Raw genomic sequence first — 12,858 nt, 5'->3', positions numbered from 1 at the left:
TTGCAGCACTCGTCGGCGTGGATTGTGGCGACGAGGCTTCCGATATGGCGCCAGGCATCGTCGACGGTGCGCTTCTGAGCGGTGCGCATCCAATGTTTGATCTTGGCGAAGGTTTGCTCGATCGGATCGAGATCGATTCCAATGTCGTCGAGCGCAGCATCAGGCCGATTGCATTGAATCGGAAAAATGCGCTCTTCGCCGGCTCCGATGGCGGAGCCGAGCATTGGGCAGTCGTCGCATCGCTGATCGAAACCTGCAAACTCAATGCCATTGATCCGCAGGCCTACCTCGCCGACGCCCTCACCAAGATCGTCAACCGCCATCCCAACAGTCGCATCGACGAACTCCTGCCCTGGGCCTACGCCGTCAACCAGCCATTGAAAGACGTGGCCTGAGTACGACGCTTACGGAGAAGGCCTTGTCTTGAACGATTTGATGGCGGGACACATCGATATCTTCTTCGGCACCCTGTGCTCCGCGACATCTTTGGCCCGAGCAGATAAGGTCAAAATGCTCGCGATTGCAGACGAGAATCGTCAGAAGGAAGTGCAGATTCCGACTATGTCAGAGTCGGCCCTTCCAAGGTTTGTGTTGCGGAAGCGCTGAACGACCCAATTTGTTGAAGAGCTTTGGTACAGGCCCTAACCTGCGGAAAGCTGCGGCGCTGCGTGCGAAGCCATCACACGACCCTTGTCTGCTCGTCCGTAGAGTGTGTTTCTTTGCAGCGGAACTCTCTGTGCCTTGCTGATTAGTTCGTCCATCTCATGCGGCGTTAGCTCTTGTCCATTTGCAGCTCCTGCGGCTCTTGAGATGGACTCATTCATCAACGTGCCGCCCATGTCGTTGCAACCCGCACTAAGGCTCGCCACCGCACCGTTCCGACCCATTTTTGCCCACGACGTTTGAATGTTAACGAAATGCGGCGCTAACACCAAGCGGCTAACCGCATGCATAAGTATGGCTTCCCGCGACGTTGGGCCTCGCCGCGAGCCGCCGCGCAAGTATATCGGAGCTTCCATCGGGACAAAGGGCAGTGGAACAAACTCCGTGAACCCTGCTGTGCGTTGTTGGAGACGGCGAAGGTGCAATAAATGGCGGGCCCAATGTACGGGTCGGTCCACATGTCCGAACATTATGGTAGCCGTAGTCCGTAAACCGACATTGTGAGCAGATTCTATAACAGATAGCCATTCGGCGGTGCTGAGTTTGTCCGGACAAATAACGCGCCTTACCTCGTCGTCGAGAATTTCAGCGGCTGTACCAGGGAGACTTGACAAGCCGACAGCTTTCAAGCGCGTCAAAAAGGCGCTTACCGATACTCCGAGAGTGGTCGCGCCATGGTAGATCTCGAGTGGAGAAAATGCGTGAATGTGTATAGCCGGCACGGCATCTTTGATTGCGCGGCATATTTCGATGTAAGTGTCGCCAGTGAAGCTCGGATGAATGCCCCCCTGCAAGCAAACTTCAGTCGCACCTCGATCCCAGGCTTCAACAGATCGGCGTGATATTTCATTTAGGTCCAACAAATAGGGCCGACCACGTAAGTGATCCGCAATCTTTCCTTTAGAAAATGCGCAAAAGCTACAACGGTAACCGCAGATATTGGTGTAGTTGATATTTCGCGTAACGACATAAGTCACTGTGTCGCCGTTAAACCGTCTACGCTCGCTGTCAGCTGCCATGCACACGGTTTCAAAATCTGGTCCACGTGCTGCGAACAATTCGACGATTTCAGATTCGCTTAAGTCTTCGCACGAGCGCGCGCGCATAATAACCCGTTCGATACCGGAGGTTCTGCCAACGTTCTGGAGATCTGCGACATTGTCACGGCTACGATGTTCGATCGAGAACTGCGACCCGGGGGACCACTGATCAGTCCGCGCGTACCCTTCAGAATCTGACTGTTCTTTAAGTGCGCGATGCAATTGCTGGTGTAACCAGCGATTTGGTTGTTGCGTATAGCGTGGATACAAAGTCAGGCGAGGCTGTAATACCTTTCCACTTTCGGCAGTCTTTGCTGCCAAATCGGCTACATGAGGCCAAGCGGCTTCCGGATTGACGTGATCTGGCGTCACCGGCGAGATGCCGCCCCAGTCGTTAATGCCGGCATCAATCAACTTATCAATAGCATTTGCGTTAAGATTAGGGGGGACCTGAATACTCATGTCGGGTCCAAAAATGAGCCTCGCAACGCTCGTTGTCCAAAGCACTTCTTCTATTTCGGGTTCGGCAGCCCCTGCCATGCGAGTTCCCGGCTTTGCCCGAAAATTTTGGACGATGATCTCTTGAATATGCTCGTACCTGTTATGAAGGTCGCGGATGGCGATCATTGCCTCGATGCGCTCTTGTCGAGTCTCCCCGATGCCAATAAGGAGTCCGGTAGTAAACGGTATTTGCAACTCCCCGGCTGCTTTTAATACCTCTAAGCGCACTGACGGGGTTTTGTCCGGTGACCCAAAATGCGGTCCGCCGCGCTCGCACAGACGCACAGAAATGCTCTCGAGCATCATCCCTTGTGAAAAACTAACCTCTCTAAGTGTCTTTAGCTCTGAGTGACTTAGCGCGCCCGCATTGATATGAGGAAAGAGGCCGGTTTCGTCGAAAACGAGCTTAGCCATCGCTGCCAGATAGTGCGATGTAGAATCGTATCCGTGCTGCTTCAACCAATCAGCCGCAGCCGAGTATCTAAGCTCCGGCCGGTCTCCCAATGTAAAAAGAGCTTCAAAGCAGCCGTTTGCCTTGCCCGCATTGGCAATTTGCAGCACGTCCTCGGGCGCGAGAAAAATGCTCGTGGCCTTCGAAGGAGCTTTGGCGAACGTGCAATACGCACACACGTTACGGCAAAGAACCGTCAGCGGGATGAATACCTTCGGCGAATAGGTCACGATTCGACCAAAAGCTTGATCTCGCAATTGAGCCGCTTCTGCTTGAAGCGACGCAGATGGCGCTGCGACTAACGATTTGAGATGGTCTGAGCTTATGCCGATCATGTCTGTCCCCGAGGCGTGCCAGCTACCAGCCGTTCAAGTAAGCGAATGTGCATTAGGAAATTCCAGGCGTTGCCGCACTTCGCCAGTTTTAGGAATTTGCAAATGTCCGTGGGATCGTCGATGTCAAGATCCAAGCCCGGTAGCGACAGAGCATGTGCCTGCAGCCCATGGCTTTGCGCACTCTCGAGATGTCTCAGACCGCTCAATGTACCGAAGCACACGTCCATAGATGCCGGCGGCGCCATAACAAGGCAATTGGTTCCGAAGTCCTTTTGCGCGACAGCTATAGTTAGGTGATCTTGGAATTCCACATGAGCAGCTACTAGAGAGGACAGATCGTCCGCGGTCGCCAATGGCAGATCTGTCGGGAGTACGAGAATGCGATCATAATGCTCCTGCGCCAGTTGCTTGGCGGTCTTATTGATCGTTTCGTTAAGATCCAGCGAGGAATTCGAAATCGAGACGTTCAGTTGAGATGTTTTCGCCAAACTCAATACATCTGCGTCGCCGGTAGCGACAAATATGTCAGTAATAATCGAGGTCGATTTCGCTAGTGCAATGGTGTCTGTCAGCATGTTGCGAGCTAGGTCACGCCGTTCGATCGGAGTTAGAACGCCTGAAAGCCGTTGTTTGGCGAAATCGAAACCTTTTACAGGGATCAGTGCGGCTAACCTCATCATCGCATTCGCTTACGCTTAGCTAGTGCGGAGTTCAGCACGCAACGGGCAAGCCGCTCCTTGGAGAGATCATCGTCCATCCGGATGGCGGACGTTTCAACAGAGATGCCGAGCTCTTGAATCTTGGTGACTATCGATGCGTCCTCTGTATCGATGACGTAGTGATCAATAATGTCGCAGTAATAATTCGCGAGCTCAAATGCGTTTGTCGGAATCCCCAACTCGATCATTAGCTTGGTTGTAGGCCCCTTGAAGGCCGCCGCTCCGATGATAGGGGACACGGCCACCACAGGGGCTGTCGCCGAGCGCAAAGCGTCTCTAACACCTGGAAGGGCCAAAATGGGGTCAATGCTCAAGAATGGATTTGAGGGCGCGATAATTATCACATCGGACTTGTCCGACAGCGCCTCTAGTACCTGAGTGGTTGGTGGCGCATCCTCGTAACCACGAAATTGTATCGATCGAACTTCAGGGATGCACTGCTGCTTAACGAAATAGTGCTGAAAAGCCAAAGTCCCCGCATCGGTAACCAGTTCTGTCCTGACAAACGAATCCGTCATGGGCAGTACGGTCGCGCCCACTCCAAGCCTTCGGGCAATGCACGCGGTCGCATCAGTCAATGACATCCCAGCATTCAGGAGGCTCGTCCGTTGAAGATGCGTTGCAAGGTCGCGGTCACCAAGTCTGAACCAAGTCTCCCCCCCGAGCAGATCTAATGTCGCCATGCATTCCCATGTTTCATTGGCTTGTCCCCAGCCGGTGCTAGGGTTAGCAAGCCCCGCGAGCGTATAGGTGACCGTGTCTATGTCGGGAGAAATGTGCAGCCCGAGATGTTCGAAATCATCCGCTGTATTGACGACAATTGTCAGACAGGACGGCGCGTGGACGCGAGCCAGTCCTAGCGCGAGCTTGGCACCACCAACTCCGCCGCAAAGTAGTGCAATGCGCGCGTCGTTGTTCATCGAAAGGTGTCTTTCTCAGATGGCCGGATCAACGCTGCTGCGGAGTTGTGCGGCGAGCTGGAATGAAAGCCTCGAATGAGGACGACCGGAATTCCTTCGTCGGCTTGGCCCTGCAGCAAGGAAGCGGCTGACGCCAACTGATCTGCAGTAGCGACCTCTGTAGCTACGAGGGTCCTTCCGAATAGATCTGGACGACCGCGCAAATCCTCGAGCGATGGCAATCCGGCGGCCCCGATGGCAGTCCCAATTGTGCCTTGGCGCCATGCGCGGCCGAAGCTATCGTTGATGATTATCCCGACACTAATTCCGGTAGTTTCTGCAATTTCATTTCGAATAGCGACTGCGGACTTGTCCGGATCGCGCGGTAGTAGCAGGACGAAGTTTTCGTTATTCGCGCCGACATTGGAAGCGTCTATCGCGGCATTGGCAGCCACGAAGCCTAAGCGATGTACGACAATCAAGAGATTGTCTGCGCACCGTAGAACCTCCGATGACTCAGACAGTATAGCCTGGACGAGTCTCGGATCTTTGCGGCACACGTCAGATAAGCGAAATGCTCTTTCGGTAGGAATTATCGTCGACAAATTTAGCAATCGGCCTTCTGCCTTGGATACGACTTTCTGGGCGATCACCAGAATGTCGTCAGTCTGCAAAGCAACTCCCTGGAATTCCAGGCAAGTTATGATGTGTTGTGCGATGCGATCGTTTTCCCGCACCAATGGGAAACTGCGAACGGGAATCAATTCAATCGGACCTGCGTGCTTCATGAGGAGGCGGACGTCGACAAACCGGTGAAACGTATTCCCGCTCCGTGGGCTCGGTAGCGTCGATTTATTCCGATCAGTATGCTTGTCATCGTTTCCGCGGCGACTGAGTTGCCTATTGGCCCCGCGCTAACACCACGAAGTCCGAGGTTATAGGTCAACGAAATCACCTCCGCGCACGCCGCTTCGTCGTTTCCAAAGACCATTACATCGCAATCGATATCGGTAGCTGGCTCTTGCAGGAGCTCTGCCGAAATATTGTGAAAGGCGGAGACGACCTTGGTGCTATCGCCCAAGAGGATTTGAGTTTGCGCGGCAAGTGAGCCACCGGCGGGCAGTTGAACAACTGAGACCTTCGGCGGGAGTAGGGGGACAGTGGCCTCGATCACAAGCTTGCCCGCCACTACATTCTTCAACTCAGCGAGTGTCGCTGCATGTGCCGAATAAGGAACGGCGATACATACGACCTCCGCATTAGCCGCCGCTGTGGAGTTTGATGCTCCCGAAATGTTTGCGATCTGCCACCTTCGTGAGAGCATCTCCGCGTGCTGTTCAGCTTTCGCAGGATCGCGAGATCCAATCGTGATGTGGTGACCGTAACGACCCCACCTTGCCGTAAGGCCGCTCCCGAGAGCTCCAGTGCCTCCGACAATCGCAATATGTTTCATAGTCGACACTCAAAACTCCCGTTGCGCTTCTGTGACTGCTCAAAAGTCGTGAACTATCCGCGCGGTCGAGATGGATTACGATGAGCCCGACGCGGTACCACGACCAGTCATATTGTTCGGGTATTGACAGTTCATGTAATCACATGCATTCTGAGGTCGCAAGCTTTGCTTTTGTGATCGCGGTCAGTGGTGACGAGTCCAAGCGACGCTTGGACCCTCGGATCGATTGCGACCGGATTGGATAGACTCGGCGTTTAGAGCCTTGGGCTAAGTGCCGACGGAGGGGCTGCTCCCCTTGCTTCGTCAAGAAGCGTCGGATATCGGAACATCGATATCGTTCCTCTAAACACCGACAAAGTTGCGCAGGATTTCGGGTGAAGCATGCAATTCGTCGCTGCCGCCTTCAAACGCAACGGAACCTTTGACGAGAATCAAGTTGCGATCCGCAAGCTTTGAGACAGCGCTGACGTTCTTATCTACTACAATGGCGCCGATGCCGTTTTGCCGAATAACGGAGATAATAGACCAAATCTCCTTTGCTATTAGCGGCGCTAAGCCCTCAGTCGCTTCATCCAGAATCAAAAGGTCAGGATTTGTTACAAGCGCGCGGCCAATGGAGAGCATCTGCTGCTCGCCTCCGGAGAGATCGTTCGCATTGTGGTTTATACGTTCAGCGAGTCGGGGAAAGGACGCGTAAACGCGCTCCGGGGTCCAATCTCGCTGTCCTCTCACGCCTGGTCGCGCGGCCATCTCTAGGTGTTCGTACACCGACAGTTTCGTGAAAATGCCCCGACCCTCGGGCACATATCCAATTCCCTTCCGAGCAATCAAGTGCGGTGGAACTCCTTTTACGGATTGGCCATTAATTACGATTTGTCCTCTGCTTGGAACAACTAGTCCGAGGATTGAGCGCAAAAGCGTGGTTTTTCCCATGCCATTGCGCCCTAAAAGGCCAATTGTCTCCCCAAGCCAAATTTTCATATCAATCCCACGCAGTACATGGCTCGTGCCATAATGCGTATGGAGCCCGCGGACTTCCAAGAAGGGCGTTGCGTCAGGAGTCGATTTAGTCTGTGCCAAGATAAGCCTCCTGTACGGCTCGGTTGGCCTTTACGGTTGCAGGATCTCCGCTTGCGATCACGCCGCCCTGGACCATCACGGTGAGTACATTTGCTAATCGAAAGACCGCATCCATGTCATGCTCGACCAAAAGCACTGCGTGGTGGGGAGCGAGTTTCGAAATCAACTCAATCATCCGCACTGACTCTTCAGCACCCATGCCGGCGAGAGGTTCGTCCAGTAATAGAACCTCCGGTTCAGTTGCCAACGACATTGCAATTTCCAGCTGCCTGATTTCGCCATGCGAGAGCGTGGCAGCGATGCGGTCGAAGTGTTCGAGCCCTACTTGATCGAGTGCGCGAGCCGCTGCTTCATTCACTCCTTGGTAATTGTATGCAGGGCGAAAGAGACGCATCGAGCTTCGTAGCCTCGACTGAGCCGCAAGGCGACAGTTTTCGAAGGCTGAGAAGTGAAAGAAGACATTCCGGTGTTGGTAGGATCGCGCAACACCCATTTGCGATACTTCATGCAGAGGAAGCCCTGAAATGTCTGCACCTTGAAGGTACACTCGACCAAATGTGGGTCTAGTGTCTCCAGAAATTAGATTTACCAGTGTGCTCTTGCCAGCGCCGTTGGGCCCTATCAGCGCGTGAACCTGTCCGCGAAACAATTTCATCGATACGCTGTTGACTGCTAGCAGTCCGCCGAATCGCTTTGTTATTTGCTCGACTTCGAGCAGGGGCTCGGAGAAATCAGGTTTGAGCGTCATCTTGCGGCAGACCTCTGCCTAGCAAGCCCGGCGAGACCACGCGGCAAGGCTAGAGCGACCGCGATTATTAGTATGCCCATTGGAAGCAGCCAATGCTGAGTTAGATCGGCCAGATAATGTTGAAGAAGCGTGAACGCAAAAGCGCCCAGGACCGGACCATACAGAGTGCCCAACCCTCCGAGGATCACCATCATCAAAACGGTACCGGACTGGTGCCAGCTAAATAGTTCTGGAGCGACAAATCCAAACTGGGCGGCGTCGAGATAGCCCGCAATGCTGGCTAGCATACCGGCAATTACGAAAGCCGCTAACTTGAATCGGAAGGTCGGAAATCCTAACGCCAAAGCGCGATGCTCATTTTCTCTGATTGCAAGCAGGACACGACCGAAAAGAGAAGCGGCTATGGCAGCTAACAGAACAAACGTAGTTGTGGTGAGGACCAGGCACAAAAAATAGAACTGGAGGCTGTCAGCGAGATTTACAGAGAACAGCCCGAGTAGATTCAACGTTGGTTTGATATGGACATATGCTCCGTCGGATCCACCGAGTGCTTTCGAGCGGGCAACGAAATAGTAAAACATCTGGGCAAAAGCGAGCGTTGCCATAATGAAGTAAATACCAGAACTACGCAGTACTAGGATGCCCACGACAAGTGCAGCTAACCCGGAAACAGAGAGCGCTATGGGAAACGAAATTAGAAAGTTGGTCGCGGCAAAGTTCGATGTCAGCACCATCAAAGTGTAGGCGCCAATTCCGTAGAACGCTGCGTGACCGAAGCTTACCAAACCAGCGAAGCCCACGAGTAGATTAAGGCTCATCGCGAAGATTGCCCAAATCAAACACTTCGTAACTAGTTGTAAGCCGAAGGTGTCTGCCCAAATGGGGTAAATTGCGAGCGCCACCAAAGGAGCGCAGCGCACCAAGAACGAGACCGTCGCGCTGCCCCCATTCATTTAGGGCTACCGTAAAGTCCGGTGGGGCGCCATATGAGGACAGCCGCCATCACCACATAGACGGCCATACCGGACAGACTTGGAACAAAGACTTGACCGAAGGTGTCCGCCAGTCCGACTAAGAGCGAGCCTACAAACGCTCCTTTGATAGAGCCGATTCCACCGATTACGACCACCACAAATGAAATGATGAGCACCTCGTTTCCCATGCCTGGAAATACTGTGGTGACCGGCGCCGCTATCATCCCAGCGAAAGCTGCCAATGCTGCACCGAGCGCAAAAAGAACGCGGTAGACTAGGTTGATGTCGATTCCTAGTGATTGGACCATTTCGCGGTTGGTCGAGCCGGCACGTACAATCATGCCTAAGCGAGTTCGTTGAATTAGCAGGTAAAGCGCTCCAGCGATGATCAAGCAGATGACAGAAATCACAATGCGAAACGCGGGGTAGTTTAACGTTTGCGTTAGAGGTATGGAAAAGTCGAACAAGGCCGGGACTTTTATTCCATGAACATCATTTCCGAATGCAAGCCTACGTAATTCATCAAGCACAAGGATCAGGCCATACGTCAATAACACCTGGTACAGATGATCTCGAATGTAGAGGGGACGAAACAGCGTAGCTTCGAGGAGATAGCCCGCTGCGATGGTGATCGGCACAGCGATCAAGATCGCCAAGAATAGGCTACCCGTCAGCTCAAAGAAAAGGAACGCGAGGTAGGCACCAAGCATGTAGAAGCTGCCGTGCGCCAAGTTGATGACGCCCATTACCCCAAACACGAGTGTAAGGCCGCTTGCCACCAAAAATAGTAGGAGGCCGTACTGAATGCCATTCAGGCCTTGAATAAGCAGTTGCGATAGCACGTCGCTCATATTCTGCTAAATCGAAAGTACTGACATTTGAGAAGAGGGAGTAAGCCACAGCGACGCTAAGCTGACGCTTAGAGAGTGCATGTGCGGAGTCACTGTGGCTTGGGTTCCGAGGGGGGCGATCGGCTCGTTAGTTCGCCAATCACGTTGCCATCGAGCAGCCTCGCGCAGGATCAACGACTGCTTTCGCCGCTACACCAATGACCTTGTTGCTTAGGCCAACGACTTTTCGCAAATAAATGTCCTGAATTGGATTGTGGGACTTCGAGAAAGTGAACGCGCCTCGCGGACTATCGATTGTTGCGCTTTCCATTGATTGAATCAGTTTTTGCTTTGCTGAGAAATCGCCACCGACGGCGTTCGCACCTAGCAAGAGAAGCTGTCCCGTATCGTATCCTTGAACAGCGTAAACGTCGGCATCTCGCCCAGTGTTGGCTTTGAACGCATTTCGAAAGCTAATGTTCTTCGGGATTTCCAACTCGTCGCCATAGTGCAGTGTCGTCTGAAGGCCTTCAGCAGAGTCTCCCTGCGCTTCAAGCGTTCCATCGGTCAAAAATCCAGACCCAACAAGCTGCATGCTTCTTCCAAGGCCAGATGCCGCAAAGTCTTTGACGAATTTTGCCGCGCCGCCTCCTGCAAAAAAGGCGTAGACCACGTCAGGCTTGATCCCAGCTATTTCGGTGAGAATTGCCTGAAACTCGACCGCGGGGAACGGGAGATAGATCTCTTTCTCAATCTTTCCTCCACCGCTCGCGAAACCCTCAGCGAATGCTTTCACCTGTTCTTGGCCAGCGGCATATTGCCAGCTGACGCCAACGGCGCGCTTATGCCCCATCCCAAGCGCGGCTGTGCCCATTGGATGTGAAACTTGCCAATTGCTGAACGATGTTCTGAAGATATTTGGCGCGCAAGCCTCGCCAGTAGCTGTGTCAACGCCGGCATTTGGGATAATCAGCATCGTGTTGGTATCGCGAGCCACTTTAACCATTGCCATCGCGACACCCGAATGCACTGACCCGATCAAGCAATCGACCTTATCGCGCGCCACAAGTTTGTTCGCATTCTCGGCACCTTTTGCTGGGTTCGACTCGTCGTCAAGAACAATATACTCCACGTCTCGGCCACCGAGCTTGTTGCCATTTTCTTTCAGCGCCATACGAAGACCGTCGTCAATATTCTTTCCAAGTCGCGCGAAGGTCCCGCTGTAGGGAAGCATTACGCCGAGTTTGATTGGACGATTTTGGGCAATCGCAAACTTGAACGGAAGAAACGCAGCCGTGGAGCTGAGTGCCGTGCCGGCGATCATTGTGCGGCGAGTAATTCGTTTCATTATCTATCCTCCCTAATTGAGCTTTCTCAAAGCACGTGTCGTTCTTTGTTCTGTTACATGACATTGACATAGAATGTGATTACATGCAATGTCCAACTAATGCGGTCGGATCTGAGTGTTTTGAGCGCGCCTTAGTGGGGGAAATCAGAAATGCGATTTGGGCAGGATGTAATTGTTGGCGTCTCCGTAAATAATACCCTTGGTATTACGGGTAAGACGTATGAGCTTTCGGATCTTATCCGCGCAGGTATCGAAGCCGAGGCGTTGGGCTTTGATGCGATCTGGGTTCACGATGCGCCGTTGGGCCGCAGGACAACAGCGGCATACGATCCGATCAATGTACTGTCGCTTGTTGGCGGTGCGACCAAGCGCATTATGCTTGGAACAGGCATATTGACTCCGCAGCTTCGGAATCCTGTGATGCTAGCTCAGCAATGGGCTACAATGTATGTCGGCTCGGGTGGACGAGCGATTATGGGTGTTGGCACGGGTGCGGGAACGCCAACCTTGTTGAAGCGAGAGTTCGAAGCGCTTTCGGCGCTGAGGCACGACAGCAATCTGGACGCGAAGCGGCTTTATGAAGCACGAGGGCAGCTCTTCAACGAGACAATGGATATTGTTCGCCGCTTGTGGCGCGAGGACAAGTTTTCTTATAAGGGCAGCCTGTTTCAATTTGATGAGGTTACGCTTGGGCAAGCTCGACCAAGTGAAATGCCACCGGTACTGATGGGCGCGGGTATTTATTTTCCCAAAAAGCTAGGCGCGCCGGTGCACCATGGTTGGCAAGAGAAGTATGCGGGGAAATATATTTTTGGGCCGTTCCAGCGGGTCGTCGATTACGCCGATGGTTGGTTCGGACTGCATCTTCCGCCGGCTGAGTACGAAGAAAAGTGGAAAAGAATCGAGAATTATGCCGCAGAGAAAAATCATAAGGGTAAGTTGGTTAAGGCGTTTAACTGCTTCGTGAATGTAGACGATGATCCACGAAAGGCTTGGGAATCGGTGAAATCGCAGCTGGGCGACTTTCACGGCCCGCCCGTATGGGATGACGTCGTTGATCGCTGGGCAGTCGCCGGAACAGCTGAGCAGGTCGCTCAACGTTTGCAGGGGTACATTGACATCGGCGTCACGGTGTTTCAGCTCGTTATTGGATCGCCGGATCAATTCGGGCAAATGAAGCGTCTAGCTGAAGAGGTGCTTCCGCGACTGAAGCGATAGAGTTGCGGAAGTCAGTTCGCTGCCCGAGCACCAGATGGGTATCGATGCTATGCGCAAGTACGAGGGAATCGCTTCCAGCCATCAGCCTTCAGTAATACGTGCGCTGCCCGAATTGGTCTATCCACGGCACATGAATGCGGCGCAAGTATTGTTGGAAGGGGCGGTCCGAAATGGCTGGAGCGATCGCGTCGCCTATTATTTTGCGGGCGGCAGTCTAACCTTTGCGGGCCTAAGACACCGGAGCCACCAATACGCCGACGTCCTGCGCAAGCTAGGAATCGGTAAAGGTTGCAAAGTGGTGATCAGGCTACACGACGGTCCGGATCTGATTGCTTCTTTGCTTGCAGTTCATATCGTGGGCGCGGTGGCGATTCCTACCTATGTCCAGTTGCGAGAAGCGGAGCTTTCGCATCGAATTGCCGATGCCGACGCCAGTTTGGTGATTGCTGGCGTCGAGTTGCTCGATGAAATCCGCGAGGTGTTTCAGAACTCCTCATCAACTACCGCAGTGCTGGTTATCCCTAGCGTTGATGCGGCAAACTATCACTCAATGGAGAATCTACTCGAGGGAAATTCTCCGCGGTTTGAATACGAAGACA

14 protein-coding genes are annotated in these 12,858 nt (G+C 53.3%); 4 read left to right on the top strand and 10 right to left on the bottom strand.

Annotated features, from left to right (window positions below; genetic code table 11):
* Positions 1-395 (top strand): transposase domain-containing protein (locus tag AB7F49_RS33335; RefSeq protein ID WP_428530289.1); only part of this gene is annotated, 395 nt, incomplete at its 5' end.
* A 28-nt stretch (positions 396-423) separates the two neighbouring features.
* Positions 424-606 (top strand): hypothetical protein, encoded by a 183-nt coding sequence (locus AB7F49_RS33330; RefSeq protein ID WP_428530287.1) that lies wholly within the window; start codon positions 424-426, stop codon positions 604-606.
* Positions 607-641: 35 nt separating this feature from the next.
* Here AB7F49_RS33330 and cofH read toward each other — a convergent pair whose 3' ends face one another.
* From cofH to AB7F49_RS33280, 10 genes are all read right to left on the bottom strand, one after another.
* Positions 642-2,990 (bottom strand): 5-amino-6-(D-ribitylamino)uracil--L-tyrosine 4-hydroxyphenyl transferase CofH, encoded by a 2,349-nt coding sequence (gene cofH / locus AB7F49_RS33325; RefSeq protein ID WP_428530285.1) that lies wholly within the window; start codon positions 2,988-2,990, stop codon positions 642-644.
* Positions 2,987-3,670: a 2-phospho-L-lactate guanylyltransferase gene (cofC, locus tag AB7F49_RS33320; RefSeq protein ID WP_428530283.1), complete on the bottom strand. Its 684-nt coding sequence runs from the start codon at positions 3,668-3,670 to the stop codon at positions 2,987-2,989. Before cofC ends, cofH begins: the two co-directional genes overlap by 4 nt.
* On the bottom strand, positions 3,667-4,629 hold the full coding sequence (cofD, locus tag AB7F49_RS33315; protein ID WP_428530281.1) for a 2-phospho-L-lactate transferase: 963 nt from the start codon (positions 4,627-4,629) through the stop codon (positions 3,667-3,669). Before cofD ends, cofC begins: the two co-directional genes overlap by 4 nt.
* Positions 4,626-5,396 carry a coenzyme F420-0:L-glutamate ligase gene (gene cofE / locus AB7F49_RS33310; RefSeq protein ID WP_428530279.1) on the bottom strand — a complete coding sequence of 257 codons (771 nt, stop codon included), beginning with the start codon at positions 5,394-5,396 and terminating at the stop codon, positions 4,626-4,628. Before cofE ends, cofD begins: the two co-directional genes overlap by 4 nt.
* Entirely contained in the window at positions 5,393-6,061 is a 669-nt protein-coding gene (gene npdG / locus AB7F49_RS33305) for an NADPH-dependent F420 reductase (protein ID WP_428530277.1), read from the bottom strand. Before npdG ends, cofE begins: the two co-directional genes overlap by 4 nt.
* Positions 6,062-6,403: 342 nt before the next feature.
* Positions 6,404-7,141: an ABC transporter ATP-binding protein gene (locus AB7F49_RS33300; RefSeq protein ID WP_428530275.1), complete on the bottom strand. Its 738-nt coding sequence runs from the start codon at positions 7,139-7,141 to the stop codon at positions 6,404-6,406.
* Positions 7,128-7,889 (bottom strand): ABC transporter ATP-binding protein, encoded by a 762-nt coding sequence (locus AB7F49_RS33295; RefSeq protein WP_428530273.1) that lies wholly within the window; start codon positions 7,887-7,889, stop codon positions 7,128-7,130. Before AB7F49_RS33295 ends, AB7F49_RS33300 begins: the two co-directional genes overlap by 14 nt.
* Positions 7,886-8,842, bottom strand: coding sequence for a branched-chain amino acid ABC transporter permease (locus tag AB7F49_RS33290; RefSeq protein ID WP_428530271.1), 957 nt, complete (start codon positions 8,840-8,842; stop codon positions 7,886-7,888). The genes AB7F49_RS33295 and AB7F49_RS33290 overlap by 4 nt, the downstream gene beginning before the upstream one ends.
* Positions 8,839-9,714 carry a branched-chain amino acid ABC transporter permease gene (locus tag AB7F49_RS33285; protein ID WP_428530269.1) on the bottom strand — a complete coding sequence of 292 codons (876 nt, stop codon included), beginning with the start codon at positions 9,712-9,714 and terminating at the stop codon, positions 8,839-8,841. The genes AB7F49_RS33290 and AB7F49_RS33285 overlap by 4 nt, the downstream gene beginning before the upstream one ends.
* 139 nt (positions 9,715-9,853) lie before the next feature.
* Positions 9,854-11,041 carry an ABC transporter substrate-binding protein gene (locus AB7F49_RS33280; RefSeq protein ID WP_428530267.1) on the bottom strand — a complete coding sequence of 396 codons (1,188 nt, stop codon included), beginning with the start codon at positions 11,039-11,041 and terminating at the stop codon, positions 9,854-9,856.
* A 150-nt stretch (positions 11,042-11,191) separates the two neighbouring features.
* Between AB7F49_RS33280 and AB7F49_RS33275 the strand changes: the two genes are divergently transcribed.
* The gene (locus tag AB7F49_RS33275) at positions 11,192-12,259 is read left to right on the top strand and encodes an LLM class flavin-dependent oxidoreductase (protein WP_428530265.1); all 1,068 of its coding nucleotides are present in this window, start codon (positions 11,192-11,194) and stop codon (positions 12,257-12,259) included.
* 34 nt (positions 12,260-12,293) lie between these two features.
* The coding region (locus tag AB7F49_RS33270; RefSeq protein ID WP_428530263.1) for an AMP-binding protein at positions 12,294-12,858 on the top strand (565 nt) is incomplete at its 3' end.

The sequence above is a fragment of the Pseudorhodoplanes sp. genome, from assembly GCF_050250235.1.
Taxonomy (GTDB): Bacteria; Pseudomonadota; Alphaproteobacteria; order Rhizobiales; family Xanthobacteraceae; genus Pseudorhodoplanes.
The sequence above is the reverse complement of the archived record's forward strand: the minus strand, read 5'-3'. Positions and strand labels throughout refer to the sequence as shown.